The sequence below is a fragment of the Pantoea sp. UBA5035 genome (genome assembly GCF_002415245.1).
GTDB lineage: Bacteria > Pseudomonadota > Gammaproteobacteria > Enterobacterales > Enterobacteriaceae > Pantoea > Pantoea septica.
Map to the genome: position 1 here is coordinate 18,355 of NZ_DICD01000006.1, position 26,212 is coordinate 44,566.

Sequence of the window (26,212 nt, forward strand, 5' to 3'; positions counted from 1 at the left end):
ATGCGAACCAGGGCGCGTTAAGCAGCAAAAAGAGCCGCTTTTGAAACTAAAGTTCGCGCAATTGGGTTATTTTACTTTGTAAATTAAGGGGATATAGCGGGGAGGGGAAAGGGCGGCAAAGCCGCCCGGGGATAAATCAGTGGATGCTGTCGCTGTTTTCGCCTTCCGCGCCGCCTTTGCGGATCGCCGCAATGTCGACCGCGTCGTAGACGTAGTGCGTGCCGCAATAGTCGCAGTGCATGTCGACCTGGCCATCCTCTTCGATAATCTCGTCGACTTCGTGCTGAGGCAGGGTTTTCAGCACTTCGCCGCAGCGTTCGCGCGAGCAGGTGCACTTAAAGCTCACCGGCTGCGGATCGAATACCGTCGCCTCTTCCTGATGATAGAGGCGCCACAGGACGTCGGTCGCCGGCAGGTCGATCAGCTCTTCGCTCTTCACGGTTTCGGTCAGCGTCGCCAGGTGGTTAAAGTCTTCGGTCTGGGTATCCTGCGCCGGCAGCACCTGCAGCAGAATACCTGCGGCGCCTTTTTCATTGGTGCGAATAAACAGGCGGGTCGGCAGCTGCTCGGAGCGCATAAAATAGTCTTCCAGACAGGCGGCCAGCGTCTCGCCTTCCAGGCCTACCACACCCTGATAGCGCTCGCCTTTTTCCGGCGAAATGGTGATCGCCAGATAGCCGGTGCCGACCATGCTTTTCAGGGTGGCGTCCGCTGGAATTTCGCCCTTCACGCGCGCTACGCCGCGCAGCTCCTGGCGGTTATTGCCGTTGATGACCGCCAGCGAGAGCGGGCCGTCGCTCTGCAGCTGCACCGTGATGTCGCCGTCGAATTTCAGCGTGGCGGTCAGCAGGCTGGTCGCGACCAGCAGCTCGCCGAGCAGCGTCTGCACCGGGGCCGGATAGTCATGGTTTTTGATGATTTCCTGCCAGGTGTGGCTGACATTCACCAGCTCGCCGCGCACGGCCACATTCTCAAACAGGTAACGATGCAGTTGATCTTGTACGGACATAAATTTTCTCTCGTTGGGGCTAGGCCTGGTCGTCGCCCGTTAATTTAAATTTCATCAAATCGCGGCGCTCTTTTTTATCGGGGCGGCGATCGGGATGCGGCATGGTGAGCGCGTTCATTTTACGCGCCAGCGCCACCTTTTCCCGTTTTTCAATACTGGCGGCGGTTTCGCTGTAGAGCTGCTGCGCCGCTTCGGCCGGACCGCGCTTATCGCTCAGCGCGGTGACGATCACGGTGCGCTCGTCGTTGCCCTGGCGCAGCGTCAGCTCCGCCTCCAGCTCGACCAGCTTGCTCGGCTTGCTGCGCTGGCCGTTATAGTGCACTTTGCCGCCTTCAATCATGTCGCGCGCCAGCGAGCGCGTTTTGTAGAAGCGCGCCGCCCAGAGCCATTTATCGAGGCGCACGCCTTCGCTGCTTTTCTCTTTCATTGCTGCTCCCGTTTACGCCAGCGCGCTGCACAGGGTGCGATAGTCGCGGACCGCCGCGTGACGCTGGAAGACCTGATCGGGACGCCCGGAGTCGGGGTTGCTGACGCCTAAACACCAGCCGATGCCCCAGCTTTTGGCTGCGTCGAGAATGGTCTCGTTGTCATCAATAAACAGCGTTCGCGGACGATCAAATCCGGTATGCTGCTCCACCGCCTGCCACAAGCGCGGGTCCTCTTTCGGATACCCAAAGGTATGGGTGGAAAGTAATAAATCAAGGTGCGGCGCAAGGCCGGTCTGCGCCAGTTTGATATCCAGGTTATAAGGATGAGCGTTGGTCAGCAGAATGGTGCGTTTTCCTGCCCGACGCAGCGCCTGCAAAAAGGGCACCGTATCTTCGCGCATCGCCGCCAGGCTCCGCTTCGCATAGGTCATGGCGCGAATATCCAGCGCCAGCTCCGCCGCCCAGTAGTCCAGACAATACCAGTTTAGCGTATGCGCCACTGCCTGGTACTTTCCGGCGATCAGCGCCTCGGCTTCCGCCAGTGTAATGCCGCGCGTTTCGCTCAGCGTTAGCGGCACATGCTCCAGCCAAAAATGGCGGTCGAACGCCAGGTCCAGCAGCGTGCCGTCCATATCGAGCAGCACGGTATCGATTTGCGCCCAGTTCAGCGTCATCAGGCAGGTTCTCCGATAAAAAGCGGGCGACAGGGTAGCACAGAAAGAGGCGGGAAAGGGCAGGGCGCCGGCGGAACTGGCCGGGCGGCGCCGCGGCGTCAGAACATCGAGCGCACGCTCTGCATGGTGCTGAGATTATGGTTGAAGCACTTGTCGTAGTACTGCTGGATATTTGCCATGCGCTGACGGTTGCGATGAATGCGGCGCAGCGCCAGCAGGGCGTTAACCAGCGCGCAGGCCAGCAGAACCGCCAGCAGCAGCGTGGTGCCGAGGTAGCGCCACATCGCCATCGCATCTGGCTCGTTGTGCAGCGCGATATGGCGCGTGCCGTTGGCGTCCACCGACAGGCTGGTGATAATGCCGCTGGCGCTGAACGGCGTATGCAGCAGCATGCCGGAGAGGCGCTGCAGCTCGCGCCACTGCGACGGCGCATCGAGATCGAACAGCGAGACCGTCGGCTGCGGCTGATTCACCAGCTGGCGGCCTTCGTCGCTGACGATAAGGAATCCGCCTGGCGGCGGGCTGTTAAGGTTTTCGGCGGCGCGGCGCGTCTCGCGGAAGAAGAAGCTGGAGGTGGCGGTATTGACCAGGTTTTCCAGCGCTTCGGCGCTTACCGGCCGCAGCAGCACGTTCATACCGTTCAGCTGCCCGGAATCAGCGCGGCGCACCAGCGTATCCCAGTCTTTGGCGTTGCCGAGATTCACCAGCGCGTTCTTCAGCCGCACGCAGTCCTGCTGCTGGCTACAGAGATCCTGCGTTTTCAGCACCAGGTCGGCGAAATCGTCCAGCAGAATCATGCCCGATTTCTGAATCGCCGAGGCGAGCTGCGGGTTGAGCTTGGGATCGGTATTGGTTTCCGGATGCAGCTGGCGCGTGGTCGCCTCCAGCAGCGCCGAGGCTTTATCGATGATATCGGACTGCGGCTGGGGCAGCGGCGAGGCGTTATTCCAGTAGACGGCCGAACAGTCGAACGGCATATAGGCGTAGCTGCGGTTGCTCTGATAGTTATCGGGAACGGAGCACATGCCGGTGCCGTTAACTTTTAAAATATCGCCGACGTGCAGCGACTGCGCCGCCAGCTTATCTACGTCGTTCACTTCCAGGCTTTCGGTGCCCTTGATCCAGGCCAGGCTGAGCTTGATCGGCATACTGAGCGGGATCCAGCTAATCAGCAGCGCCATCACCAGCAGCGAGCCGCAGGCCAGTACCACGTTTTTGCGCCAGCGCTGGATAGGGAAGTTGCGCACTTCGTCCTGCAGCGATAAAAAGCGGCCCTGACGCACTACCTGACGGTTCAGGTAGATCTCGACATCGGTGGTCTGGCCGAGATCGTGCGCCACATAGGGCAGCCAGTGCGGCGGGTAGGCGAGGTCGATAATGCCCAGCGTGATGTTGCTCTGCTCCTGATTCGACTCGCCGAACAGGCCCCAGCGCTTGGGCGCGCCGCGCAGGCAGTGTATGTCGCGCATGCGCTTTTGCGCGGGAATGTGAAACAGCGACCAGACGCTGGCGCCGATCATGGCGCAGCCCAGCAGCGCCAGCCAGCCCATCAGCGCGGCGGGCACCAGCAGGCTGATAAAAAAGAGCAGAAAGGCGAAGGTGATGGTCACCGCCTCGCGCGTGCCGTCCGGCCGCGTCAGCTGATACTCTTCCAGCGTCTCTTTGCGCACCTGCAGCAGCTCGACGTTTTCGCTCTCTTCTTTGCGTATCGAGGCGTTGGTCGAGCCGGGACGCACCAGCGCCGGCAGCGACGGCTGATCGGTGCCGTAGTTGACCAGCGAGTGGCCATTAAGCGAGATCACCAGCGGAATCGTCTGGGTGCGGATCAGCTCAACGTAGTTCTCATCGGTTATATACTGTTCCCAGTGCGGCGGCAGATGCACTTCCACTTCGTCAAGGTAGTAGCGCCACTTGTGGGCATCGTCGGTCGACAGGCCATAGCGGGTAATGGCGCGTGTGACGGGGTAAACGTTGTTGCTCTGCGCGGTGAGCGTCAGATTGTCGAAAAGGGGATGTTTTTCACCGGGTACGGCGGGACGCGACTGCTTCGCAAGCGAGGCGACGTATTTTTCCACCGCGCGACGTTCGTCGTCGGTGAGTTTGCGGCAGGGCGGGCTGATAAAGGGCAGCGGTTTCGCCAATGGCGGACGATGCCGCATAGCGTACCAAAAGCCGATACCTGCCAGACCTGAGCAGACCAGCACTATGACCAATACAATAAGGATTGTGCTCATGCGTTGTTCAATGCAGCCAAAATCCTGCCTTCACTTTGGACTAATGCTCCCAGATAGAACTGTTATTTAAGACAATTTTGGCGGGAATAAACTATTCTGACAAGCTAAATGCCAGAGGAAATAACGCGCAAAATCATTAAATTAGAAGTTAATGCAGCATGCCTTGTCCGAATGTTAACCGGCAGAATCTGAATTAAACATCGGTCTTTTCTGAATTTTACCGCGTGACGTTGACTTATTGCAAAAGCGTTAACTGGCGCAGCCGCGTTCGAGAACGCCCAACTGGGCGCGGCGTCTGGGGCCGAGGCTAAACTCGCTGTCGCACAAATGCCTGTGGTCAGGTAAGCTAATTTTTTTACCGCACCGCGCGGCGTTGAACGTCTGAGGCTGATATGAAGAACCCGTTAAAGAAACCCGACATCCTCAAAGTGGAAACCGTGGCGCGCTCGCGGCTGTTCACCGTTGAATCAGTCGATCTCGCTTTTAGCAACGGCGCGCGCCGCGTTTACGAGCGCATGAAGCCCTCCGAGCGTGAAGCGGTGATGATTGTCCCGATTATCGACAATGAGGTGGTGCTGATTCAGGAGTACGCGGTTGGGCTGGAGAGCTATGAGCTGGGCTTCCCTAAGGGATTGATCGATCCCGGCGAGACCGTCTTCGAGGCGGCGAACCGCGAACTGAAAGAAGAGGTCGGCTTCGGCGCGGAGAAGCTGGAGTTTCTCAGCAAGCTGACGATGGCGCCTTCCTATTTCTCCAGCAAGATGAATATCGTGGTGGCGGAAGGGCTTTATCCTGAACGGCTGGAGGGCGACGAGCCGGAGCCGCTCATCGAGCATCGCTGGCCGCTGGAGGATCTGCTGGCGCTGCTGCAGGAGCCCGATTTCCGCGAGGCGCGCAACGTCAGCGCGCTCTTCCTGGTGCGCGAGTGGCTGGTGCAGCAGGGGCGACTGAGTTACTAACGGGTACGACATTGCCTGAAACTGGCAGGGATGCCGCTTTTTGCGTCTTTGCGATCGGGCCATCTCACCCGCGTTAGCACATTCCAAAATAAAAAGGCCGACAGCGATGTCGGCCTTTTTTGCTACTTACGGCAGGGCTTAAAACAGCTCGTGGCTCTCGCCGTTATCCATAATGGTGGTGCCGACGTCATGCACCGAGTATTCCGTCGGCTGCGTGCCGTTGATGAAATACTCCTGGCGCGTATTGCCGCCGCCGTTGGCCAGCTTGCCGGTGCTGCGGTCGATGGTCACTGTGACGATGCCGTCCGGCGGCGTCAGCGGCTGCTCCGGCACGCCGTCCAGCGCGCTCTTCATATAGTCATCCCACGCCGGCTGCGCGCTTTTCGCGCCGCCTTCATAACCGGAAATCTGGTCTGGAATCGCGCCCGACAGCGTGCTGCGGCCTAAAGCGCGGCGCGCGTCGTCAAAGCCGATCCACACCGAGGTCACTACGCCAGGACCGTAACCAGAGAACCAGGCGTCCTTCGAACTGTTGGTGGTGCCGGTTTTACCGCCGATATCGTTGCGCTTCAGATCGCGTGATGCGCGCCAGCCTGTGCCCATCCAGCCCGGTTCGCCAAAGATATTGGAGTTGAGCGCGCTTTTGATCAGGAACGACAGCGGCGTGTTGATCACATGCGGCGCATACTGCTGACCATCCGGCTGCGGCTGAGCGGGAACCTGCTCCAGCGCCGGCTGCGGCGCTGGCTGGTTCTGGTTCTGATCGGAGGTCGCGACGTTTTCTACGCTCTCCTCATTCAGCGCCAGCGCCTTGCGGGTTTCGCCATAGATCACCGGCAGATTGCATTGCGGGCAGGCGATGCGCGGTTTCGCTTCGAAAATAACGCCGCCTTGCTCGTTCTCGATCTTGCTGATGAAGTACGGGTCGACCAGGAAGCCGCCGTTCGCCATCACCGAGTAGCCGCGCGCTACCTGCATCGGCGTAAACGACGCGGCGCCGAGCGCCAGCGATTCGGTATGCACGATATTCTGCGCCGGGAAGCCGAAGCGCTGCAGATATTCCGCCGCGTAATCGACGCCCATGGCACGCATGGCGCGCACCATCACGACGTTTTTCGACTGACCTAATCCCTGACGCAGACGAATCGGACCGTCATAGGTAGGCGGCGAGTTTTTCGGCCGCCAGTCGGCGCCCGCGCCCGCATCCCAGCGCGAAATTGGCACGTCATTCAGGATAGAGGCCAGCGTCAGACCGCGATCCATCGCTGCGGTATAGAGGAACGGCTTAATGTTGGAGCCGACCTGACGCAGCGCCTGGGTGGCGCGGTTGAACATGCTTTGATTAAAGTCGAAGCCGCCGACCAGCGCGCGCACCGCGCCGGTTTGCGGATCGAGCGACACCAGCGCGGAGTTGACGTCCGGCACCTGCGCCAGCCACCAGCTGTTATCGACCTTACGCACCCAAATCTGCTGACCCGTCTGCACCACCTGCGTCACGCTTCTCGGCGTTGGGCCCTGCACGGTATCCGACTTGAACGCGCGCGCCCAGCGCACGCCAGCAAGGCCCAGCGAAACGCTGGTGCCGTCTTTCAGCATCGCGGTCGCCTCGTCGCTGCTGGCCTGCGTGACAACGGCAGGCAACAGGGGCCCGTAAGCCGGCAGCGGCTTCAGCGCTTTCAGGATCTGCTCCTGGCTCCAGGCGGGTTCGCCCACTTTCCACAGCACGCTGGTCGGCCCGCGGTAGCCGTGACGCATATCATAGGCCAGCACATTATTGCGCACCGCCTCCTGCGCCGCCTGCTGCAGGCGACGCGTCACGGTGGTATAGACCTTGTAGCCGTCGTTATAGGCGCCGTCGCCGTAGCGCTTCACCATCTCCTGGCGCGCCATTTCGCTCAGATAAGGCGACGAGAAGGCGATTTCCGGGCCGTGATAGCTCGCTTCCAGCGGCGCGCTGCGCGCTTCATCATACTGCTGCTGCGTGATGTAGCCCTGATCCAGCATGCGCGACAGCACCACATTGCGACGCGCCAGCGCGCGGCTGTGGGAGTAGAGCGGGTTAAAGGTAGAGGGCGCTTTGGGCAGACCGGCGATCATCGCCATTTCGCTCAACGAAAGCTGGTCTACCGGCTTGCCGAAGTACACCTGCGCGGCGGCGCCGACGCCATAGGCGCGATAGCCGAGATAGATCTTGTTCAGATAGAGCTCGAGGATCTCATCTTTATTCAGCAGCTGCTCAATGCGAATGGCGAGAAACGCCTCCTTGATTTTGCGCATCAGCGTACGCTCAGGGCTCAGGAAGAAGTTACGCGCCAGCTGCTGCGTAATGGTGCTCGCGCCCTGTGAAGCATGGCCGGACATCAGCGCGATGCTGGCGGCGCGGAAAATACCCACCGGATCGACGCCGTGATGCTCGTAGAAGCGGCTGTCTTCCGTGGCGATAAAGGCTTTGATCAGCTCTGGCGGCATCTGCTGCAGCGTCAGCGGAATACGGCGCTTCTCGCCGTACTGGGCGATCAGTTCGCCATCCGCGCTGTACACCTGCATGGGCGTCTGCAGGCGCACATCTTTCAGCGTGTTAACGTCGGGCAGCTGCGGCTCTATATATTTGTACAAACCATAAATCGAGCCAGCTCCCAGCAAGATGCAACACACTGCAAGGATTAATAAATACTTTACGAACTTCACCTGGAGTTTCCCATCTGTTGTCGTTTGAGCAGTTTATAAACAACCGCGCGGTAGTATAAAGGCAAGCCAGACGCTTTGATATGTCCTTTTACCCCTGTAGATAAGGAGATCGCGCGCATGGCTTTTCAGACATGGCAAGTCGGACTGGATATTCAGAATACGCAGCTCTGCGCTCTCGCTATACAGCGCCGGCGCGGCGGCTGGCAGCTGTGCCGCTGGTGGCAGCAAGGGCTGCCGCAAGATACGTTAAGAAACGGCGTGCTGCAATCTTCGCCTGAATTACAGGCGGCGCTGCGCATGCTGCAACAGCAGCTGCCGCAGCGCTATTCCCTTCGCGTCGGACTGCCTGCGCAGCTGGTGCTGCAGCGGCCGCTGGCGCTGCCGAGCCAGCGTCTGCAGGAGCCTGCGCTGGGACGTTACGTGACGGCGGCGGCGCAGCGGCTTTTCCCGGTCGAGCCGGAAGCGCTGGCGCTCGACTATCGCGCCAGCGAGGCGGGCCGCCAGCTTTACGTTACCGCCGCTCGACAGGAAGTCATTGCCCAGTGGCTGACGCCGCTGCGGCAGAGCGCGCTGCGGCCGGCGGTTTTTGAACTCACGACCCATGCGCTGGCGCTGGCGGCGCGCGCCGCAGGCCTGAAAGACGACGCCGCGCTGCTGATCGGTCACGACGCGCATTGGCTCTGGTATAGCCGCGCCAGCGAGAGCGTGGTCGGCAGCGCCAGCCTGGAGACCGCGCCCGAGGAAGTGAGGCAGCGCTGTTTCCCTCAGGCCAGCACGCTGTACGGCTGCGCGCCGTCGCCCGATCTGCTGCCCGACGCCTTCTTCTCTTTTTCGCCGTTCAGCCTGTTCGCTTATCGCCAGCCGCCGCTGCCCCAGCAGGAAGCGGCGTTTTGCATCGCCGCCGGACTGGCGCTGCGTCCAGAGGATAGCTGATGATCGCGGTGAATATGCTGCCGTGGCGGCACGCGCGTCTGCGCCGACAGCGGCGCGCCGTGCTGGGGCTGACGGCGACGCTGCTGCTAGCGCTGGTGCTGACGGCGGCCCTGGCGCTATGGCGTCTCGACCGCGTCAGCCAGCATCTGCTCAGCGCCCAGAGCGAGGCGCGCCACGCGCTGACGGCAATCGCTCAGCGGATTAGCCAGCGGCGCGAGCTGCAGCAGCAGCTGGCGGCGCAGCAGGCGACGTGGCGGCGCGCGCGGCGTCACGCCGACGATCTGATGCGCTGGCACCGATTCTGGCAGGCGCTGCCAGCGCTTATGCCGCAGCGGGTCTGGCTGGAGCGCGTAGAGAAGATGCCGACGCAGCTGCGTATCGAGGGACGCGCGCAGGAGATGCGGGCGATAGGCGAACTGCGGCGCCGTCTCGACGAGGCCGCGCTCTTCGCTGCGGTGCGGCAGGGCAACGTCGAGCTTCAGCCGGACGGCGTCTACCGCTTTACGCTGCGCGCGCATCTTGAGGAGATCGCGGATGAATAGCGCGCTGGAGCGCGGGCTGCATCTGCCGCTGCGCCGACAGATCGGCATAGTAGCGGCGTGCTTCGCCACGGCGGCGCTGGCGCTCTGGCTGCTGTTTTTGCGGCCGCAACAGTTAGCGCAGCAGGCGCTACGCGCCGATATCGCCCGGCTTGAGCAGGCGTACCGGCAGCAGCTGGCGCAGCTCAATGCGCTCCCTGTCGAGGCGTTGCTGCGCGCGCAGCTGGCCGATAGTGCGCGCCAGTCTGAGGCGTCGTCCCGCGCCGCGCCGCTCGACGCTATTCTGACGGCGCGCGGCAGCCAGCTGCAGGCGTGGCAGCCCGAAACAGAGCCGCGCGCCCTGACGCTGCTGCTGGCGTGGGAGCAGTTTCTGCCGCTGTTCGCCGAGCTGGCGCGCACTACCACGCCCTTTCCAACGCGTTTTCTGCTGGAGGCGCGGCAGGGAAAGGTGCAGGTGAAACTCTGGCTGGAGAGCGACGATGCGCGCTAAATGGCTGCTTCTCTGGCTGACGGCGGCCACGCTTTATGCCGCGCCGCGCGATCCGTTTCAGCCGCCGTCGGAGAGCTGGTGCGAGCCGCCAGCCGCGCTAACCGGCTGGCGGCTGCAGGGCATGCTGGGACGTGCGCCGCGCCTGCGCGCCTGGCTGACGTCGCCACAGGGGGGTGTCGTTAAAATCGCGGCGGCAGATCGCCTTCCGCTGCCGGGCTGGCGGCTGAGCGCTATGACGCCTCGCAGCCTGACGCTCACCGCAGGCTGCGGCTGTGCGCCGCAATTCGTCACTCTTTCTCTCAAAGGAAGCGCCTATGTTCAGGATGACACTTTTACTGCTGACGAGTCTTTGGCTCACGCCCGTCCAGGCCACTGACGATTTCAGCGACGGCGAACACGGCCAGCGGCTCAGCCTCAACTTCGACGACGCGCCGGTCGAGCGCATTCTGCAGGCGCTGGCGGATTATCAGCAGGTGAACCTGTTAATCGCGCCAGGCGTGGAGGGCAGGCTGTCGCTGCGTCTCGACGACGTGCCCTGGCGGCAGGCGCTGTCGCTGGTGACGCGGCTGGCTGAGCTTACCGTCGTGGAAGAGGAGAACGTGCTGCTGGTTTACCCCGACAGCTGGCGCCAGCTAAAAGAGCAGCAGGCGCAGGCGGTCAGCGCGCAGCAGGAGCCGCTGGCGCTGCGCACCGTCACGCTGCGCTACGCCAGCGCGACAGAGGTCTACCGCAGCTTTCAGGGCGAGCGCCAGGCGCTGATGACGCCGCGCGGCAGCGTAACCCTCGACGCGCGCGCTAACGCGCTGCTGCTGCGCGATACGCCGACGGCGCTCAGCGCTGCCGAACGCTGGCTGCGGGCGCTTGATGTGCCGCTCGAACAGGTAGAGCTGGCGGCGCATATCGTCACCATCAGCGAGGAGAGGCTGCGGGAGCTCGGCGTGAGCTGGAACCTGTCGGCTGGCGCGGAGGCGGTGACCGACGCGCTGCGCAATCCCCGGCTGGCGATCCCGCTGGCGGCGAGTTCGCCGGGGATCACCGCAGGTGTGACGCTGGCGCGGGTCGGCGGTCGGCTGCTCGATCTGGAGCTCAGCGCGCTGGAGCAGGAAAACCAGGTCGAGATTATCGCCAGCCCGCGTCTTTTCACCTCGCATCAGCAGAAGGCGATGATTAAACAGGGCAGCGAGATACCCTACGAGGTGTCGGCGGGCAACAGCGGCGCGACCACTATCGAATTTAAAGAGGCGGTGCTGGGCATGGAGGTCACGCCCAACGTGCTGAGCAACGGGCGCATCCAGCTGAAAATTCGCATCAGCCAGAACGTGCCGGGCCGCGCGGTGCAGAGCGGCGACGGCAGCGTTCTCTCCATTGATAAGCAGGAGATTGAAACCCAGGTTACGCTGAAAGATGGCGAAACCCTGGCGCTGGGCGGCATTTTTCAGCAGCAGCGCAGCCAGGGCGAAAGTCGCGTGCCGGTGCTGGGCCATATTCCGCTGCTGGGATCGCTGTTTCGCCATCAGACCGCGGAAAATAAAAAACGCGAGCTGGTCATCTTCATTACGCCGCGATTGGTCAGGGAAGCAGCGCTTACCGCCGGATAAACCGGAAAATGCGCTCCCCAGTGCCAACTGCGTTGACGCAGGACAGGAATTAGCTTACAAGGTTTAGCGATTTTTAGAACGCTGTAACCGTCCCGACGGCGCGTATCCGTCAGGGTCAGATATCTCTTCTGTAGGCGGCGCGTAAAAAGCGCAGCGCTAATGCGCATCGTTTCGCATATCGCACACCGGCCCCGCAAGGGGAATGCCGGAGGGCGATTTATTCGGTTGCCAAACGCCCTTGAGTGTTGAGATAATTTTTCGTCTGACTCTTGCTAACGCTCATGAGGTCTCAGTTCCTGTCCCGCCAGCGATATCGCTGAACGCGGGGTATCATCAACGAATTCTTAGTAATACCGACAAAATGGCAGAGAAACGCAATATCTTTCTGGTTGGGCCGATGGGTGCCGGCAAAAGCACTATTGGTCGTCAGTTAGCTCAGCAACTCAATATGGAATTTTTCGATTCCGATCAGGAAATTGAGCGACGTACCGGAGCGGATGTGGGCTGGGTATTTGACGTCGAGGGCGAAGCTGGATTTCGTGACCGCGAAGAAAAAATCATTAACGAGCTGACCGAAAAGCAGGGCATTGTCCTGGCGACCGGCGGCGGTTCCGTCAAATCTCGGGAAACACGCAATCGTCTCTCCGCCCGTGGTGTCGTGGTGTATCTTGAAACCACCATCGAGAAACAGCTGGCACGCACGCAACGCGATAAAAAGCGTCCGCTGCTGCAGGTTGATTCGCCGCCGCGTGAAGTGCTTGAAGCGCTGGCGGGCGAGCGCAACCCGCTCTATGAAGAGATCGCGGATGTCACCATTCGTACTGACGATCAAAGTGCGAAAGTGGTGGCCAACCAGATTATCCACATGTTGGAAAAAAACTGATCTAATGCCGAAAGGCTCAGTAACAGGTATCGAGCATCATGGAGAAGATCACCGTCTCACTGGGAGAGCGTAGCTATCCCATCACCATTGCCGCCGGACTGTTCAAGGATCCGGCTTCTTTTTGGCCGCTGAAAGCGGGCGATAATGCAATGCTGGTCACCAATCAGACGCTGGAGCCGCTCTATCTTGATAAGCTCTCGGCGCTGCTGACGGCCGCTGGCGTTAAAGTGGACCAGGTGATTCTACCCGACGGCGAGCAGTACAAAACGCTGGCCGTGATGGATGACGTCTTTACCGCGTTGCTACAAAAGCCGCACGGCCGCGACACCACGCTTATTGCGCTGGGCGGCGGCGTGATCGGCGATCTTACCGGCTTTGCGGCCGCCAGCTATCAGCGCGGCGTGCGCTTTATTCAGGTGCCCACCACGCTGCTGTCGCAGGTCGACTCTTCGGTCGGCGGCAAAACGGCCGTGAACCATCCGTTAGGCAAAAACATGATCGGCGCCTTTTACCAGCCTGCCTCGGTGGTGATCGATACCGACTGTTTGCGCACGCTGCCGCCGCGCGAGCTCGCTTCAGGCCTGGCGGAAGTGATCAAATACGGCATTATTCTGGACGGCGAGTTCTTTAGCTGGCTGGAGCAAAATCTCGATGCGCTGCTGGCGCTGGATGAACAGGCGACCGCCTGGTGCATTCGACGCTGCTGCGAGCTTAAGGCGGACGTGGTGGCGGCCGACGAACATGAACACGGCCAGCGCGCGCTGCTGAATCTGGGCCACACCTTCGGCCACGCTATTGAAGCGCATATGGGCTACGGCAACTGGCTGCACGGCGAAGCCGTCGCGGCGGGCATGGTCATGGCGGCGCGCACGGCGCAGCGTCTGGGCCAGTTCAGCGAGGCCGACACGCAGCGGATTATCGCGCTGCTGCAGCGCGCGGGTCTGCCCGTGCACGGCCCGGAAAGCATGAAGGCGGAAGCATATCTGCCGCATATGCTGCGCGACAAAAAGGTGCTGGCGGGCGAGCTGCGGCTGGTGCTGCCGCTGGCGTTAGGCCGCTCCGAAGTGCGCGGCGGCGTAGCGCATGATATGGTGCTGGCTGCAATTAACGACTGTCAGAAACCCTGAATATAAGCAGTTAAGTGGTGACGCGGCGCGCGGGGTGCGCATGGCCGAATGCCGCTTTACGGAGGAGGCAAAATGGATGAGTTTAAACCGGAAGACGAGTTAAAACCTGACGCCAGCGACCGCCGTCCCTCGCGCCCGCGTAAGACGGCTTCCGCCCCTAAAGTGCCGGTTTCGCGCCAGCATATGATGATGGGTATCGGCATTCTGGTGCTGCTGCTGTTGGTGCTCGGCATTGGATCGGCGCTGAAAGGCCCGGACGAGAGCAAGCCGGCGGCAGGCAAAGACGTGGCTAACGCGCCGGCATCCGGCGGCAACGGCGGCGAGAAAAGCATCGATCTTTCCGGCTCGACGCCGATGAGCGGCGGCCAGACGGCACCGACGGAAGGCGCGGCCGCGAATAGCGCGCCGGCTGACGGCTCTACGACGCGCGACGTCTCTATGCCGCCGGTCTCCTCTACGCCGACCCAGGCGGCGCCGGTAGAAGCGCCAGCCAGCCAGCAGCGCGTTACCCTGCCAGGCGATCTCAACAGCGCGCTGACCAATCAGCAGCAGCAGGTCGATAGCGCCGCACAGGGCGGCAGTTCGCTGCCGACCGCGCCGGCAACCGTCAGCGGCAGTGCCGGCAACGGCAGCATTAGCGCGCCTGCGGCGACGCGTCCGACTACGCAGCGTCCCGCTGCGCAGACGCATGCGTCACGCGAACCGGCACATAAATCTTCGACCGCCAGCCGTCCGACGGCCAGCGAAAGCCGTACCCATACCACGCCAGCGCGTCCTGCTCTTAACGGCGCGACAGGCGGCAGCAGCACGGCAGCCAGCAGCGCGACCGGCAACGGCGCGGCAGCGAAATCGGTGCCAGGCGGCAACTACACGCTGCAGCTGAGCGGCGCCTCACGCGCAGAGAGCCTGAACGCCTGGGCGAAGAAACAGAATCTCAGCGGCTATCATGTCTATAAAACCACCCGTAACGGCCAGCCGTGGTACGTGCTGGTGAGCGGCTCTTACGCCACCTCGGCGGATGCCCGACGCGCCGTCGCCTCGCTGCCTGCAGAAGTTCGCGCGCAGAATCCCTGGGTGAAGCCCGTAAGTCAGGTTAAGAAAGAAGCCAGCCAGTAAACTATGTGGGGCCGGTTAAGCCGGCCCCGTTGATAAGCGCCGTTCTGCTGTCGGTCCGCCACAGCTCCACAATAAGATGTATAACCACGACAGCATGAAGAAAAATCGCGCTTTCCTGAAATGGGCAGGAGGCAAATATCCCCTGATGGAGGATATCCGTCGCCATCTGCCGCAAGGCGACTGCCTGATTGAGCCTTTTGTCGGCGCGGGTTCGGTGTTTCTCAACACCGACTATGAGCGCTACCATCTGGCGGATATCAACAGCGACCTGATCAATCTCTACAACATCGTTAAGCACCGCAGCGCGGCATTTATCGAGGATGCGCGTCGACTTTTCTCGCCGGAAGGCAATACGTCGGAGTGCTACTACCAGCGCCGCATCGCCTTTAACGCCAGCCGCGACGCCTACGAGCGCGCGCTGCTGTTTCTCTATCTTAACCGTCACGGCTATAACGGCCTGTGCCGCTACAATCTGCGCGGCGAGTTCAACGTGCCCTTCGGCCGCTACCGCAAACCCTATTTTCCAGAAGCGGAACTGCTGTGGTTCGCCGAGCGCGCGCAAAAGGCGACCTTTGTCTGCGAATCGTACGATGTTACCCTGACCAATGCGCAGGCGGGTTCAGTGGTCTATTGCGATCCGCCCTACGCGCCGCTGTCGGCGACGGCCAATTTTACGGCCTACCACACCAACAGCTTTAGTATGCGTGAGCAGCAGCATCTGGCGGAGCTGGCGTCGCGGCTGGCGCTCGAGAGCCGCATACCGGTTCTGATCTCTAATCACGATACCGCTCTGACGCGTCTCTGGTATCAGGATGCAGTATTACATGTGGTGAAAGCGCGGCGTTCTATCAGCCGAAGCATAACGGGTCGCACACAGGTCGACGAACTGCTGGCACTTTACTGCTAGTCTGTTTCGTCCGCGACCAGGCATTACGTCAGCCGCAAGGCTGGCGCACAACATTGGGAGAATCGGATGAAACAATATTTGCTGGCCGCTTCAATCCTGTCGGCGGACTTTGCCCGCCTGGGTGAAGATACCGCAAAAGCGTTAGCCGCCGGCGGCGACGTGGTGCATTTCGACGTGATGGACAATCACTATGTTCCCAATCTGACGATGGGGCCGATGGTGCTGAAAGCGCTGCGCGACTACGGCATTACCGCGCCGATTGACGTGCATCTGATGGTTAAGCCGGTCGATGCGCTGATCCCGGACTTCGCCAAAGCAGGCGCCAGCTATATCACTTTTCATCCCGAAGCGAGCGAGCACGTCGACCGTACGCTGCAGCTGATCAAAGAGCACGGCTGCAAAGCGGGCCTGGTGTTTAACCCGGCGACGCCGCTGAGCTATCTCGATTATGTGATGGATAAGCTCGACGTGATCCTGATCATGTCGGTCAATCCGGGCTTCGGCGGCCAGTCCTTTATTCCCGGCACGCTCGATAAGCTGCGCGAAGCGCGCAGGCGCATCGATCACGGCGGCTACAACATTCGTCTGGAAGTGGACGGCGGCGTCAAAATCGACAATATCGCGCAGATCGCCGCCGCCGGTGCCGATATGTTCGTCGCCGGTTCGGCGATTTTCGGCCATCCCGACTACAAGAAAGTGATTGATGAAATGCGTCACGAACTGGAGAAGGTTAATGGCTCATTTCACTGATATTCGCGCGCTGGCGTTCGACCTCGACGGAACGCTGGTGCACAGCGCACCCGGCCTGTCGCAGGCGATCGACCTGGCGCTGGCTGATTTGCAGCTGCCGCCGGCGGGCGTGGAGCGCGCCTCAACCTGGATCGGCAACGGCGCGGACGTGATGATGTCGCGCGCGCTGACCTGGGCGCTGGGCCGCGAGCCGCAGCCCGACGAGCAGCGCGACGCGCGCGCCCTGTTCGACAAACACTACGCCGCGACGGTCGACGCCGGCAGCACGCTGTTTCCGCAGGTGAAAGAGACGCTGCTGGCGCTGCATGCCAAAGGGCTGCCGCTGGCGATCGTCACCAATAAGCCGACGCCGTTCGTCGCGCCGCTGCTGGCCTCCCTCGGTATCGCCGAGGCGTTTACGCTGATCATCGGCGGTGATGACGTTATCGTAAAAAAACCGCATCCGGCCGCGATTTTTCTGGTGCTGGGCCGCTTTGGCGTGCTGCCGAGCCAGCTGCTGTTCGTCGGCGATTCACGCAACGATATTCAGGCGGCGCAGGCCGCTGGCGTGCCGAACGTCGCCATGACCTATGGCTACAACTACGGCGAGCCGATCGCCGACAGCAAGCCTGACCTGACTCTCGACTCTTTTGATGAACTTTTGCCCCTTCTCGGGCTGCACTAATCAGGACACAAGTATGAGCAAACCCATTGTTTTCAGCGGCGCACAGCCGTCCGGCGAACTTACCATTGGCAACTATATGGGTGCGCTGCGTCAGTGGGTGCAGATGCAGGATGATTTCCACTGCATTTACTGCATCGTCGATCTGCACGCTATCACCGTTCGTCAGGATCCGGCGGCGCTGCGCAAGGCGACGCTGGATACGCTGGCGCTCTATCTCGCCTGCGGCATCGATCCCAGCAAGAGCACTATCTTCGTGCAGTCGCACGTGCCGGAACACGCTCAGCTGAGCTGGGTGCTGAACTGTTACGCCTATTTCGGCGAGCTGAGCCGCATGACGCAGTTCAAGGATAAGTCGGCGCGCTACGAAGAGAACATCAACGCGGGCCTGTTCGATTATCCGGTGCTGATGGCGGCGGATATTCTGCTCTACCAGACCAATCAGGTGCCGGTAGGCGAAGATCAGAAGCAGCACCTTGAGCTAAGCCGCGATATCGCGCAGCGCTTCAACGCGCTCTACGGCGATATTTTCCGCGTGCCTGAGCCGTTTATTCCGAAATCAGGCGCGCGCGTGATGTCGCTGCTGGAGCCGACGCGCAAGATGTCAAAATCAGACGATAACCGCAATAACGTTATCGGCCTGCTGGAAGATCCGAAGTCGGTGGTGAAGAAGATCAAACGCGCCGTGACCGACTCCGAAGAGCCGCCGGTAGTGCGTTACGACGTCAAAGAGAAAGCGGGCGTCTCGAACCTGCTGGATATTCTTTCTGGCGTTACCGGCAAAACCATCGCCGAGCTGGAAGCGGAGTTCGAAGGCAAGATGTATGGCCACCTGAAAGGGGCGGTGGCGGATGCGGTATCGGGCATGCTCACCGAGCTGCAGGAGCGCTATAACCGCTATCGCAACGACGAAGCTTTTCTGGAGCAGGTGATGCGCGACGGCGCGCAGAAAGCGCGTGAGCGCGCGCAGGAGACGCTGAAGAAGGTGTACGAAGCGATCGGCTTTGTCGCCGCGCCCTGAAACGGGAGCTTAAGTGACTGGCATGAACGGCGGGTTTGCACCCGCCGTTTTTATTTCTGATTTCCGCAGCCGGCCTAAAACCAGCGCAGGCGATCGCGCAGCGACACCACGCTGCCGATAATTATCAGCGACGGGCTCTCTACCTGCTGCGCCAGCTCGCTGAGCCGATCCAGCGTGCCGGTCACCACGCGCTGTCGCGTGCTGGTGCCGTTCTCAATCAGCGCCGCCGGCATATCCCCGCGCATGCCGTGACGCATCAGCTGCTGCTGAATATGCGGCGCCTGCGACAGCCCCATATAGAACACCAGCGTCTGCTGTTCGGCGGCCAGCTTCTCCCACTCCAGTTTATTCTTCTGCTGCAGATGGCCGGTCACCAGCCGCACGCTCTGGGCATGATCGCGATGCGTCAGCGGAATGCCGCTGTAGGCCGAACAGCCCGACGCCGCCGTGACGCCTGGTACCACGCTGAACGGAATATGATGTGCTGCTAGCGCCTCCAGCTCCTCGCCGCCGCGGCCAAAAATAAAGGGATCGCCGCCTTTCAGCCGCACGACGCGCCTGCCGCGCTGCGCCTGCTCCAGCAGCAGCTGATTAATCTGCTCCTGCGGCACACAGTGGTGTCCGGCGCGCTTGCCGACGAAAATGCGCTCCGCGTCGCGGCGCACCAGGCTAAGTATCTCCTCAGAGACCAGCCGGTCATAGACAATCACGTCCGCCTGCTGGATCTGCTGCAGCCCTTTCAGCGTCAGCAGCCCGGCATCGCCCGGTCCAGCGCCCACCAGCGTCACCTCGCCCTGAGCGGGCAGCGCCTCGCTGAACAGTTCGTCGACCAGCTGCGCCGCGCGCGCGCCGTCGCCGTTGGCCAGCGTCTGCGCCAGCCGATCGCTGGTGAAAAAGCGCTCCCAGAAAAAGCGTCGCTGCGCCATTGAGGCGAAACGCTGTTTAACGCGCGCGCGCAGCGTGCCCGCCAGCGACGCCAGCTGGCCGAGATGCTGCGGCAGCATCGCCTCGATTTTTTCGCGCAGCAGGCGGGCCAGCACCGGCGCGCGGCCGCCGGAAGAGACCGCGACCATCAGCGGCGAACGATCGATAATCGACGGCATAATGGCGCTGGCCTGCTCCGGCGCGTCCACCAGATTACAGAAGATACGGCGCGCTTCGGCGGCCTGCGCGACCTGCTGATTCACCGCGTCGTCATCGGTGGCGGCGACCACCAGCCAGCACTCATCCAGCCAGGCGTCCTCGAACGCGCCCGAAATCAACGCCAGCTCGCCGCGATCGGCCCACTGCTGGAACGCAGGGGAAAAGCGCAGCGCGCCGACATGCAGATCGGCGCCGGCGGCCAGCAGCAGCCGCGCTTTGCGCTCGGCGACATCGCCGCCGCCTACCAGCAAACAGCGCTTGCCCTGCAGGCGACAAAAAAGGGGAAAATAGTCCATAGCGCATCCTGAAAGCGAGAAGAGAGGGCAGGCCGCCGACGCGCGGGGCGTCGGCGGCGTAGCATAGCATCAGGGCGAGGAGGAGATCAGGCGCAAACCTCGACCTTGCCCGCGTTGACGCGAACGGGATAAGCGGCGACAGAGCGCGACGCATCCTCCATACAGTGGCCGTCGCTGAGGCGGAAACGCTGTTTCTTCAGCGGACTGGCCACCCAGAGGCAGCCTTCATGCTCGGCGATAATGCCGCGCGACAGCACGCTGGCCTGGGCGAAGGGATCGATATTGCTGATGGCAAACAGCTCGCTATCGTCGCGCGGCCGGAAAATAGCGATCTGCTGGTTATTCACCAGCGCGCATACGCCGGTAGCGGGCAGGATTTGCTGCAGATCGCAGACGGGCGTCCACTGGCTCATACTTCGCTCTCCTCGATCAGGGTGACGGCGATGCGCTCTTCCGGCCGTGCGGGACGATGCTGACTGCGTTCGGCCACCATCTGCACGTTGGGATCGCGCAGCGGCGCGTTGATAAAGTGGGCGAAGCGCGCCTGCTGCGCGGGATCGTCCACCGCCTCTTTCCACTCGCAGCGCACGCGGGCGCGCAGCTCGCCTAGCTCCGCCTCCAGCTTGCTGTTGATGCCCAGCTTGTCGTCGACGATCACGCTGCGCAGGTAGTCGATGCCGCCTTCCAGACTCTCCAGCCACAGCGAGGTACGCTGCAGCCGATCGCCGGTGCGGATGTAGAACATCATAAAGCGGTCAAGGTAGGCGATCAGCGTATCGCTATCGAGGTCGGCCGCCAGCAGATCGGCGTGGCGCGGCTTCATGCCGCCGTTGCCGCAGACGTAGAGGTTCCAGCCTTTTTCCGTGGCGATAATACCGACGTCTTTGCCTTGCGCCTCGGCGCATTCGCGCGTGCAGCCCGAGACGCCAAACTTCATTTTGTGCGGCGTGCGGATGCCTTTGTAGCGATTCTCCAGCGCAATGCCGAAGCCGAGGCTGTCGCCGACGCCGTAGCGACACCAGGCGCTGCCGACGCAGGTTTTCGCCATGCGCAGCGCTTTGGCGTAGGCCTGGCCGGTTTCAAAGCCCGCGGCGATAAGCTGTGACCAGATAGCGGGCAGGTCGTCTTTCTGCGCGCCGAACAGGCCGATGCGCTGCGAGCCGGTGATTTTGGTGTAGAGATTGTAGCGTTCGGCAATCTCGCCAATCACCTTCAGTCCCTGCGGCGTGATTTCGCCGCCGGGCGAGCGCGGGATTACGGAGTAGGTGCCGTCTTTCTGAATATTGCCGAGGAAGAGATCGTTGCTGTCCTGCAGCGGCGTATGCTGCGGCGCCAGCACGAAATCGTTCCAGCACGACGCCAGCAGCGACGCCACCGTGGGTTTGCAGACTTCGCAGCCGTAGCCGGTGCCGTATTTCGCCAGCAGCGCGTCGAAGGTTTTAATCTCCTCGACGCGGATCAGGTGATAGAGCTCCTGACGCGAGTAGGGGAAGTGAGCGCAGAGATGATTGTTGACCTCGATGCCCTGACGGCTCAGCTCGGCGTTCAGCACCTGCGTCACCAGCGGAATGCAGCCGCCGCAGCCGGTACCGGCGCGGGTTTCGCTCTTCAGCGCGGCGACGGTATGGCAGCCGCCCTGGACCGCCTTGATGATGTCGCCTTTGCTGACGTCGAAGCAGGAGCAGATCTGCGCGCTATCCGGCAGCGAATCGACGCCCATTACCGGTTTTTCGCCGCTGCCGGCGGGCAGGATCAGCCCTTCTGGATTTTCGGGCAGCGGAATGGCGTTGAGCACCAGCTGCAGCAGATTGCCGTAGTCGCTGGTATCGCCCACCAGCACCGCGCCGAGCAGAGTTTTGCCATCTTCGCTGACGATCAGGCGTTTGTAGACCGAGCGGCTCTCATCCAGCCAGACGTAGCTGCGCGCGCGCGGCGTACGGCCGCGCGCGTCGCCGATGCCGCCGACGTCGACGCCGAGCAGCTTGAGTTTGGCGCTCATGTCGGCGCCCTGGAAGGCGCTGTCGCGGCCGGTTAAGGCGTCGCTCGCCACCTGCGCCATTTTATAGCCCGGCGCCACCAGGCCGAAGACGCGGTCCTGCCAGGCGGCGCACTCGCCGATGGCGTAAATCGCCGGATCGCTGGTACGGCAGCGGTCGTCCACGGCGATGCCGCCACGCTGACCGAGCGCCAGACCGCACTGCTTCGCCAGCTTGTCCTGCGGACGAATGCCGGTGGAGAAGACGATAAAGTCCACGTCGAGCGCGCTGCCGTCGGCGAACTCCAGCGTTTTGCCGCCCGCGGCGTGGTGCACGATCTGACGGGTATTTTTGCTGGTGTGCACCTGCACGCCCATCTCTTCGATTTTACGACGCAGCTGCTCGCCGCCCTGGACGTCGAGCTGCTCCGCCATCAATACCGGCGCGAACTCGATCACGTGGGTTTCCACGCCCAGGTTTTTCAGCGCGCCAGCGGCTTCCAGGCCGAGCAGGCCGCCGCCGATTACCGCGCCGCGTTTGCTACGGCGCGCGCAGGCTTCAATGGCGTTGAGATCTTCGATGGTGCGATAGACGAAGCAGTCGGCGCCTTCCGCGCCTTTGATCGGCGGGATCCAGGGGTAAGAGCCAGTGGCGAAAATCAGCGTGTCGTAACTCACCGCGCGGCCGGTATTGGAGTGGATCAGCTTCTCTTCGCGGTTGATGGTGATGGCGCGCTCGCCCAGCAGCAGATTAACCTGATGTTTTTCATAGTAGCCTTCGCGAACCAGAGAGAGTTCTTCGGCGGTATGGTGAGAGAAGTAGGCGGAAAGGTGAACGCGGTCATAGGCGACGCGGGGCTCTTCACAGAAGACGGTTAATGAAAACTGGCCGGGTTCGGCTTTGTCGATCAGCTCCTCAATAAAGCGATGCCCAACCATGCCGTTACCGATAACGACGACATTGTGCTTGCTCATGCTTGCCTCAAAATTGCGGGAATTGAGGCTACAATAGCGCGCCGTTTTTAGCTCATATTGATATACATCAAGCGCCTTTCTGTATACCTATTTTGAGGTATATCGCTGTTTATGAAGTACTTTTTGTAAGTTGTTCGATTTACTGAAAAAAAGAGCTGGATCACATTTCAGGGCAGGGAAAGAAGAGGGCGGCCTGCGCCGCCCTGTTTCATCAGTGCATCACGTGGCCGTGCTGGCGGTGTCGGGTGACAAAGCCCAGCAGCACGCACATCACGAACACCACGGCGTAGAGACCGTTCGCCGTCAGCAGCGCGGCATGGACGCCGCCTTGCTTCACGATCGGGCTGGTCACCACGAAGGTCAGCATGGTGCCGACCGTGCCGCAGGTGAGAATAAAGTTCACCAGCTTCGGCGAGGAGACTTTGGTCTGCAGCGAGCCGAGCGTAATGATGGTGGTGTAGATGGCGCTGGAGCTGAAGCCCAGAATCATAATCACCCAGCGCAGCATGCTGGCGTCTGTGGTGCTGACGAACCAGTACATCAGCAGCGTCGCCAGACCGGCCAGCACCATCAGGATGCGTTGCAGATCGAAGAAGCGCAGCAGGAAGCTAAAGACCCACATGCCGACCATATAGGCGGTCCAGAAGTTGCCGACCAGCTGGCCCGCGCTGGCGATATCCATGCCCATGGTTTTGGTGGCGTACTCCGGCACCCAGGAGATAAAGCCGAGCTGGCCGAGGATGTAGCAGAGTGCGGCCACGGCGAGAAACAGCACGCCGACGCCCCATTTCTCTTTCTCCACCGTCGGGCTGTTTTCCGGCTTGCGCAGCACCGGAAACTCGACGCACAGCGTCAGAACGAAAATGGCGACGTAGATAATCCCGATGCAGACGTAGACCCAGTACCACGGCAGCGCGCGCGCCAGCAGGATGCCGGCCAGCACCGGAAACAGCGTGCCGGCCATGCTGAAGAAGGAGTCGGTAAACAGCAAGCGCGAACCGCGCTGACGGCCTTCATACAGATGGGTGATCAGGAAAGTGCCGATCGACATGGTGATGCCGCTGACCACGCCCAGCACGAACATGCACAGCGAGAAGACAGAGAGATCGCGGCTGGTCATCAGGCCCAGCACCGCCAGCACCATCAGAATAAAGCCGAAAATCAGCTGGCGCTTCAGCGGCACGATAACCATCAGCCAGGCGTTCAGGAACACCGAGACCAGAATGCCGGCGTTCAGGAAGGTAAAGGTATTTCCCATGCTTTCAATCGGCAGCTGGAAATCCTTCGCGATGTCGCCCATGACCATGCCGGTGACGATCACCAGCGCGCCGGTCAGCGCGTACGAGAAAAAGCTTATCCAGGTAAGCCCGATACGATTACGATTTGTCATGTTTTGAACCTGTGGAAACCAGAGAGGGCGGCGTAAAACTGTCAGAAAGTGTAAACGGAACTGTGATCTTAATAAATAAAGACTGAAAATCAGTTTTCATATTTCATTCATAATGTGATTTATATCACGAAAACGTTTGCGCGGGCGATTCTGCTGGCTTGAGCAACCCGTGCGTAAATAACGGTAAAACGCTGGCTCTTGTATTTTATGCTCTTTACAATCAGTGTCGTTAAAAGCTGCTCTCCAAGGTAAGGACTCATTCATGCTTAAACGTACTCTTACAGCGGCGGTCGCCCTGTTTGCGCTCTCCTCCGTTTCCGTCTCGGCGCTGGCTGCCAAAGGCGATACGCACGTCCTGTTCACCACGTCCGCCGGTAATATCGAACTTGAACTGAATAATCAAAAAGCGCCGGTTTCGGTGAAAAACTTCGTCGACTACGTTAACAGCGGTTTTTACAACAACACCATTTTTCATCGCGTGATCCCGGGCTTTATGGTGCAGGGCGGCGGCTTTACCGCTGACATGCAGCAGAAACAGACCAACGCGCCGATCAAGAACGAAGCGGACAACGGTCTGCGCAACCTGCGCGGCACCATCTCTATGGCGCGCACCGCCGATAAAGACAGCGCCACCAGCCAGTTCTTTCTGAATGTCGCCGATAACGCCTTCCTTGACCACGGCCAGCGCGACTTCGGCTACGCGGTATTTGGTAAAATTGTGAAAGGAATGGACGTGGCCGATAAAATCGCCCAGGTCCCAACCAAGGATGTCGGCCCTTATCAAAATGTGCCGGTAAAACCGGTAGTTATCCTTTCCGCCAAAGTCCTGCCCTGACCTTCAGCGCCGCCATCCTCTGGCGGCCTCGCCTTGCCCGTCTCCGGCAAAGGGAAAATTTGCTCCTATACTCAGCTTCGAGAGTGTGGACAACCCTGAGCAGGAGGCGGCATGGCAAACAAACTCACCGAGAAACAGAAAAATACGCTCTGGCAGCAGCGACGCGTCGCCAGCTATCAGGCCAGCTGTCGGCTGGACGGCTTAACCCTGGCGGAGCCTGCCAGCGCTTACGAACAGGCTGACGCGGCCGAAGCGCGACTCGATTCGCTGAGGAGGCAGTATGGCGCCGAATAGCAGCGTTGCCCGCGATCCCTATCTGTGGCAGAACGACGATGTGCTGAAAAACCGTCTGGATATCCACGACGCCGCTCAATTGCGCAAGGCGGAACTGGCGTTCAGCGCCGCGCGCCTCGCCACCCTGGAGCTGGGGCCAGCCACCATCGGCCTGCCTTTCCTGCGCCATATTCACCGCACGCTGTTCCAGGATCTCTACGTCTGGGCGGGCGAGCTGCGCACCATTGATATCTGGCGCGACGACACGCCGTTTTGCCACTTCGAGTACATCGAAAAAGAGGGCAATACGCTGATGGACGCGCTGGAAGAGGAAGAGGGACTGCGCAATCTGGAAGAGGCGGATTTCGCGGCGCGCATCGCGCACTACTACTGCGAAATCGCGATGCTGCATCCGTTCCGCGCAGGCAACGGGCGCGCCCAGCGCATCTTCTTCGAGCAGTTGGCGCTGCACGCCGGCTATTTTCTCGACTGGCAGAAGGTCGAGCCAGCGCAGTGGCGCGAGGCCTGCCAGGCGGGCGCGGACGGCGATCTGGCGCCGCTGGAGGCGGTCTTTGCTCGCGTCGTGAGTCGCGCCAGCTTGTAAAACGCGTAGAATAGCGGCGGTTTTCTCAGTCAGGACGGACTATGCTGCTGCTAATCGACAACTATGATTCCTTTACCTGGAATCTTTATCAGTACTTCTGCGAGCTTGGCGCGCAGGTACGCGTAGTACGCAACGACGCTATCACGCTGGAAGAGATGGCGGCGCTGCCGCTGTCGCATCTGGTGATTTCGCCAGGGCCCTGTACGCCCGACGAGTCAGGTATTTCGATGGCGGCGATCCGCCACTTTGCCGGGCGCATTCCGGTGCTCGGCGTCTGCCTGGGCCACCAGGCAATCGCCCAGGCTTACGGCGCAAAAATAGTGCGCGCCCGCCAGGCGATGCACGGCAAAACCTCCGCTATCGCCCATAACCAGCGCGGCGTGTTCCGCAACCTCAACCATCCCCTGACCGTTACGCGCTACCACTCTCTGATCGTGGCATGGGACTCACTGCCCGACGCGTTCGAGATCACCGCCTGGAGCCTGAAAGAGGGCGAACCGGATGAGATGATGGGCTTTCGCCACCGGGAAATGGCGCTGGAAGGGGTGCAGTTTCATCCGGAAAGCATTCTGAGCGAGCAGGGGCACCAGCTGCTGCGTAATTTTCTTGAAACCTGAAGTTATGTTTGCCTTCGGTTGATTTATTATGCATATTTTATGACTATTATTTCACTGTGGCTCAATAAATAATCAAAGGTGGTCGTC

26 protein-coding genes are annotated in these 26,212 nt (G+C 61.0%); 17 read left to right on the forward strand and 9 right to left on the reverse strand.

Features of this window, described 5'->3' with window-relative positions:
* Positions 1–136: 136 nt before the first annotated feature.
* From hslO to B3229_RS03940, 4 genes are all read right to left on the reverse strand, one after another.
* Complete coding sequence (gene hslO / locus B3229_RS03925) at positions 137–1,009, reverse strand: Hsp33 family molecular chaperone HslO (RefSeq protein ID WP_286868843.1); 873 nt, start codon at positions 1,007–1,009, stop codon at positions 137–139.
* A 19-nt stretch (positions 1,010–1,028) separates the two neighbouring features.
* Positions 1,029–1,436: a ribosome-associated heat shock protein Hsp15 gene (gene hslR, locus B3229_RS03930; protein ID WP_048781646.1), complete on the reverse strand. Its 408-nt coding sequence runs from the start codon at positions 1,434–1,436 to the stop codon at positions 1,029–1,031.
* A gap of 12 nt (positions 1,437–1,448) precedes the next feature.
* Positions 1,449–2,111 carry a GMP/IMP nucleotidase gene (gene yrfG, locus B3229_RS03935; RefSeq protein WP_033792598.1) on the reverse strand — a complete coding sequence of 221 codons (663 nt, stop codon included), beginning with the start codon at positions 2,109–2,111 and terminating at the stop codon, positions 1,449–1,451.
* A 98-nt stretch (positions 2,112–2,209) separates the two neighbouring features.
* Complete coding sequence (locus B3229_RS03940) at positions 2,210–4,345, reverse strand: intracellular growth attenuator family protein (RefSeq protein ID WP_286868847.1); 2,136 nt, start codon at positions 4,343–4,345, stop codon at positions 2,210–2,212.
* Positions 4,346–4,737: 392 nt separating this feature from the next.
* On the opposite strand from B3229_RS03940, the gene nudE reads away from it, so the two are divergent.
* The gene (gene nudE / locus B3229_RS03945) at positions 4,738–5,304 is read left to right on the forward strand and encodes an ADP compounds hydrolase NudE (protein WP_286868849.1); all 567 of its coding nucleotides are present in this window, start codon (positions 4,738–4,740) and stop codon (positions 5,302–5,304) included.
* A 138-nt stretch (positions 5,305–5,442) separates the two neighbouring features.
* Here nudE and mrcA read toward each other — a convergent pair whose 3' ends face one another.
* Positions 5,443–7,992: a peptidoglycan glycosyltransferase/peptidoglycan DD-transpeptidase MrcA gene (mrcA, locus tag B3229_RS03950; RefSeq protein WP_048781642.1), complete on the reverse strand. Its 2,550-nt coding sequence runs from the start codon at positions 7,990–7,992 to the stop codon at positions 5,443–5,445.
* 117 nt (positions 7,993–8,109) lie between these two features.
* Between mrcA and pilM the strand changes: the two genes are divergently transcribed.
* The 12 genes from pilM (at position 8,110) to trpS (ending at position 18,017) form a co-directional block, all read left to right on the forward strand.
* Positions 8,110–8,925, forward strand: coding sequence for a pilus assembly protein PilM (gene pilM / locus B3229_RS03955; protein WP_286868852.1), 816 nt, complete (start codon positions 8,110–8,112; stop codon positions 8,923–8,925).
* A complete protein-coding gene (locus B3229_RS03960) occupies positions 8,925–9,467 on the forward strand; it encodes a PilN domain-containing protein (RefSeq protein WP_286868855.1) in 543 nt (180 codons plus the stop codon). Before pilM ends, B3229_RS03960 begins: the two co-directional genes overlap by 1 nt.
* Positions 9,460–9,954 carry a hypothetical protein gene (locus B3229_RS03965; RefSeq protein ID WP_286868857.1) on the forward strand — a complete coding sequence of 165 codons (495 nt, stop codon included), beginning with the start codon at positions 9,460–9,462 and terminating at the stop codon, positions 9,952–9,954. Before B3229_RS03960 ends, B3229_RS03965 begins: the two co-directional genes overlap by 8 nt.
* A complete protein-coding gene (locus B3229_RS03970) occupies positions 9,944–10,330 on the forward strand; it encodes a HofP DNA utilization family protein (RefSeq protein ID WP_286868860.1) in 387 nt (128 codons plus the stop codon). Before B3229_RS03965 ends, B3229_RS03970 begins: the two co-directional genes overlap by 11 nt.
* Complete coding sequence (gene hofQ, locus B3229_RS03975; protein WP_286868862.1) at positions 10,269–11,552, forward strand: DNA uptake porin HofQ; 1,284 nt, start codon at positions 10,269–10,271, stop codon at positions 11,550–11,552. Before B3229_RS03970 ends, hofQ begins: the two co-directional genes overlap by 62 nt.
* A 361-nt stretch (positions 11,553–11,913) precedes the next feature.
* The gene (aroK, locus tag B3229_RS03980; RefSeq protein ID WP_033753090.1) at positions 11,914–12,435 is read left to right on the forward strand and encodes a shikimate kinase AroK; all 522 of its coding nucleotides are present in this window, start codon (positions 11,914–11,916) and stop codon (positions 12,433–12,435) included.
* Positions 12,436–12,473: 38 nt separating this feature from the next.
* Positions 12,474–13,562, forward strand: a complete 1,089-nt coding sequence (gene aroB, locus B3229_RS03985) for a 3-dehydroquinate synthase (RefSeq protein ID WP_033753088.1) — start codon at positions 12,474–12,476, stop codon at positions 13,560–13,562.
* Between the two features lie 72 nt (positions 13,563–13,634).
* Positions 13,635–14,678, forward strand: coding sequence for an SPOR domain-containing protein (locus tag B3229_RS03990; protein WP_286868864.1), 1,044 nt, complete (start codon positions 13,635–13,637; stop codon positions 14,676–14,678).
* Positions 14,679–14,772: 94 nt separating this feature from the next.
* A complete protein-coding gene (dam, locus tag B3229_RS03995; RefSeq protein WP_033753524.1) occupies positions 14,773–15,585 on the forward strand; it encodes an adenine-specific DNA-methyltransferase in 813 nt (270 codons plus the stop codon).
* Between the two features lie 66 nt (positions 15,586–15,651).
* A complete protein-coding gene (rpe, locus tag B3229_RS04000; RefSeq protein WP_286868866.1) occupies positions 15,652–16,335 on the forward strand; it encodes a ribulose-phosphate 3-epimerase in 684 nt (227 codons plus the stop codon).
* Positions 16,319–16,999: a phosphoglycolate phosphatase gene (locus B3229_RS04005; RefSeq protein ID WP_048781629.1), complete on the forward strand. Its 681-nt coding sequence runs from the start codon at positions 16,319–16,321 to the stop codon at positions 16,997–16,999. The genes rpe and B3229_RS04005 overlap by 17 nt, the downstream gene beginning before the upstream one ends.
* Before the next feature lie 13 nt (positions 17,000–17,012).
* Positions 17,013–18,017, forward strand: coding sequence for a tryptophan--tRNA ligase (gene trpS / locus B3229_RS04010; protein WP_033753076.1), 1,005 nt, complete (start codon positions 17,013–17,015; stop codon positions 18,015–18,017).
* A gap of 74 nt (positions 18,018–18,091) precedes the next feature.
* Here trpS and cysG read toward each other — a convergent pair whose 3' ends face one another.
* The 4 genes from cysG to tsgA all read right to left on the reverse strand — a co-directional run bounded on the left by cysG (position 18,092) and on the right by tsgA (position 23,796).
* Complete coding sequence (gene cysG, locus B3229_RS04015) at positions 18,092–19,456, reverse strand: siroheme synthase CysG (protein ID WP_286868869.1); 1,365 nt, start codon at positions 19,454–19,456, stop codon at positions 18,092–18,094.
* 86 nt (positions 19,457–19,542) lie between these two features.
* Entirely contained in the window at positions 19,543–19,869 is a 327-nt protein-coding gene (nirD, locus tag B3229_RS04020) for a nitrite reductase small subunit NirD (RefSeq protein WP_048781623.1), read from the reverse strand.
* Entirely contained in the window at positions 19,866–22,406 is a 2,541-nt protein-coding gene (gene nirB, locus B3229_RS04025; protein WP_286868871.1) for a nitrite reductase large subunit NirB, read from the reverse strand. Before nirB ends, nirD begins: the two co-directional genes overlap by 4 nt.
* Before the next feature lie 211 nt (positions 22,407–22,617).
* On the reverse strand, positions 22,618–23,796 hold the full coding sequence (gene tsgA / locus B3229_RS04030) for an MFS transporter TsgA (RefSeq protein WP_048781618.1): 1,179 nt from the start codon (positions 23,794–23,796) through the stop codon (positions 22,618–22,620).
* Positions 23,797–24,058: 262 nt separating this feature from the next.
* Between tsgA and ppiA the strand changes: the two genes are divergently transcribed.
* The 4 genes from ppiA to B3229_RS04050 all read left to right on the forward strand — a co-directional run bounded on the left by ppiA (position 24,059) and on the right by B3229_RS04050 (position 26,125).
* Positions 24,059–24,631, forward strand: coding sequence for a peptidylprolyl isomerase A (ppiA, locus tag B3229_RS04035; protein ID WP_286868873.1), 573 nt, complete (start codon positions 24,059–24,061; stop codon positions 24,629–24,631).
* 111 nt (positions 24,632–24,742) lie between these two features.
* Complete coding sequence (locus tag B3229_RS04040) at positions 24,743–24,925, forward strand: YhfG family protein (protein ID WP_033753059.1); 183 nt, start codon at positions 24,743–24,745, stop codon at positions 24,923–24,925.
* Positions 24,912–25,508, forward strand: a complete 597-nt coding sequence (locus B3229_RS04045) for a putative adenosine monophosphate-protein transferase Fic (RefSeq protein ID WP_286868875.1) — start codon at positions 24,912–24,914, stop codon at positions 25,506–25,508. Before B3229_RS04040 ends, B3229_RS04045 begins: the two co-directional genes overlap by 14 nt.
* Before the next feature lie 41 nt (positions 25,509–25,549).
* Positions 25,550–26,125 carry an aminodeoxychorismate synthase component II gene (locus B3229_RS04050; RefSeq protein WP_286868877.1) on the forward strand — a complete coding sequence of 192 codons (576 nt, stop codon included), beginning with the start codon at positions 25,550–25,552 and terminating at the stop codon, positions 26,123–26,125.
* The last annotated feature ends 87 nt before the right edge of the window (positions 26,126–26,212 follow it).

Bases quoted from the DNA above. Each gene is read 5' to 3' on its own strand.
- dam (WP_033753524.1), top strand. From the start codon at position 14,773: ATGAAGAAAAATCGCGCTTTCCTGAAATGGGCAGGAGGCAAATATCCC.
- nudE (WP_286868849.1), top strand. From the start codon at position 4,738: ATGAAGAACCCGTTAAAGAAACCCGACATCCTCAAAGTGGAAACCGTG.
- hofQ (WP_286868862.1), top strand. From the start codon at position 10,269: ATGTTCAGGATGACACTTTTACTGCTGACGAGTCTTTGGCTCACGCCC.
- B3229_RS03970 (WP_286868860.1), top strand. From the start codon at position 9,944: ATGCGCGCTAAATGGCTGCTTCTCTGGCTGACGGCGGCCACGCTTTAT.
- tsgA (WP_048781618.1), bottom strand. From the start codon at position 23,796: ATGACAAATCGTAATCGTATCGGGCTTACCTGGATAAGCTTTTTCTCG.
- cysG (WP_286868869.1), bottom strand. From the start codon at position 19,456: ATGGACTATTTTCCCCTTTTTTGTCGCCTGCAGGGCAAGCGCTGTTTG.
- B3229_RS04005 (WP_048781629.1), top strand. From the start codon at position 16,319: ATGGCTCATTTCACTGATATTCGCGCGCTGGCGTTCGACCTCGACGGA.
- yrfG (WP_033792598.1), bottom strand. From the start codon at position 2,111: ATGACGCTGAACTGGGCGCAAATCGATACCGTGCTGCTCGATATGGAC.
- B3229_RS03960 (WP_286868855.1), top strand. From the start codon at position 8,925: ATGATCGCGGTGAATATGCTGCCGTGGCGGCACGCGCGTCTGCGCCGA.
- nirD (WP_048781623.1), bottom strand. From the start codon at position 19,869: ATGAGCCAGTGGACGCCCGTCTGCGATCTGCAGCAAATCCTGCCCGCT.
- rpe (WP_286868866.1), top strand. From the start codon at position 15,652: ATGAAACAATATTTGCTGGCCGCTTCAATCCTGTCGGCGGACTTTGCC.
- aroB (WP_033753088.1), top strand. From the start codon at position 12,474: ATGGAGAAGATCACCGTCTCACTGGGAGAGCGTAGCTATCCCATCACC.
- B3229_RS04050 (WP_286868877.1), top strand. From the start codon at position 25,550: ATGCTGCTGCTAATCGACAACTATGATTCCTTTACCTGGAATCTTTAT.
- ppiA (WP_286868873.1), top strand. From the start codon at position 24,059: ATGCTTAAACGTACTCTTACAGCGGCGGTCGCCCTGTTTGCGCTCTCC.
- aroK (WP_033753090.1), top strand. From the start codon at position 11,914: ATGGCAGAGAAACGCAATATCTTTCTGGTTGGGCCGATGGGTGCCGGC.
- hslO (WP_286868843.1), bottom strand. From the start codon at position 1,009: ATGTCCGTACAAGATCAACTGCATCGTTACCTGTTTGAGAATGTGGCC.
- trpS (WP_033753076.1), top strand. From the start codon at position 17,013: ATGAGCAAACCCATTGTTTTCAGCGGCGCACAGCCGTCCGGCGAACTT.
- B3229_RS04040 (WP_033753059.1), top strand. From the start codon at position 24,743: ATGGCAAACAAACTCACCGAGAAACAGAAAAATACGCTCTGGCAGCAG.
- nirB (WP_286868871.1), bottom strand. From the start codon at position 22,406: ATGAGCAAGCACAATGTCGTCGTTATCGGTAACGGCATGGTTGGGCAT.
- hslR (WP_048781646.1), bottom strand. From the start codon at position 1,436: ATGAAAGAGAAAAGCAGCGAAGGCGTGCGCCTCGATAAATGGCTCTGG.
- pilM (WP_286868852.1), top strand. From the start codon at position 8,110: ATGGCTTTTCAGACATGGCAAGTCGGACTGGATATTCAGAATACGCAG.
- B3229_RS03940 (WP_286868847.1), bottom strand. From the start codon at position 4,345: ATGAGCACAATCCTTATTGTATTGGTCATAGTGCTGGTCTGCTCAGGT.
- B3229_RS03965 (WP_286868857.1), top strand. From the start codon at position 9,460: ATGAATAGCGCGCTGGAGCGCGGGCTGCATCTGCCGCTGCGCCGACAG.
- B3229_RS03990 (WP_286868864.1), top strand. From the start codon at position 13,635: ATGGATGAGTTTAAACCGGAAGACGAGTTAAAACCTGACGCCAGCGAC.
- B3229_RS04045 (WP_286868875.1), top strand. From the start codon at position 24,912: ATGGCGCCGAATAGCAGCGTTGCCCGCGATCCCTATCTGTGGCAGAAC.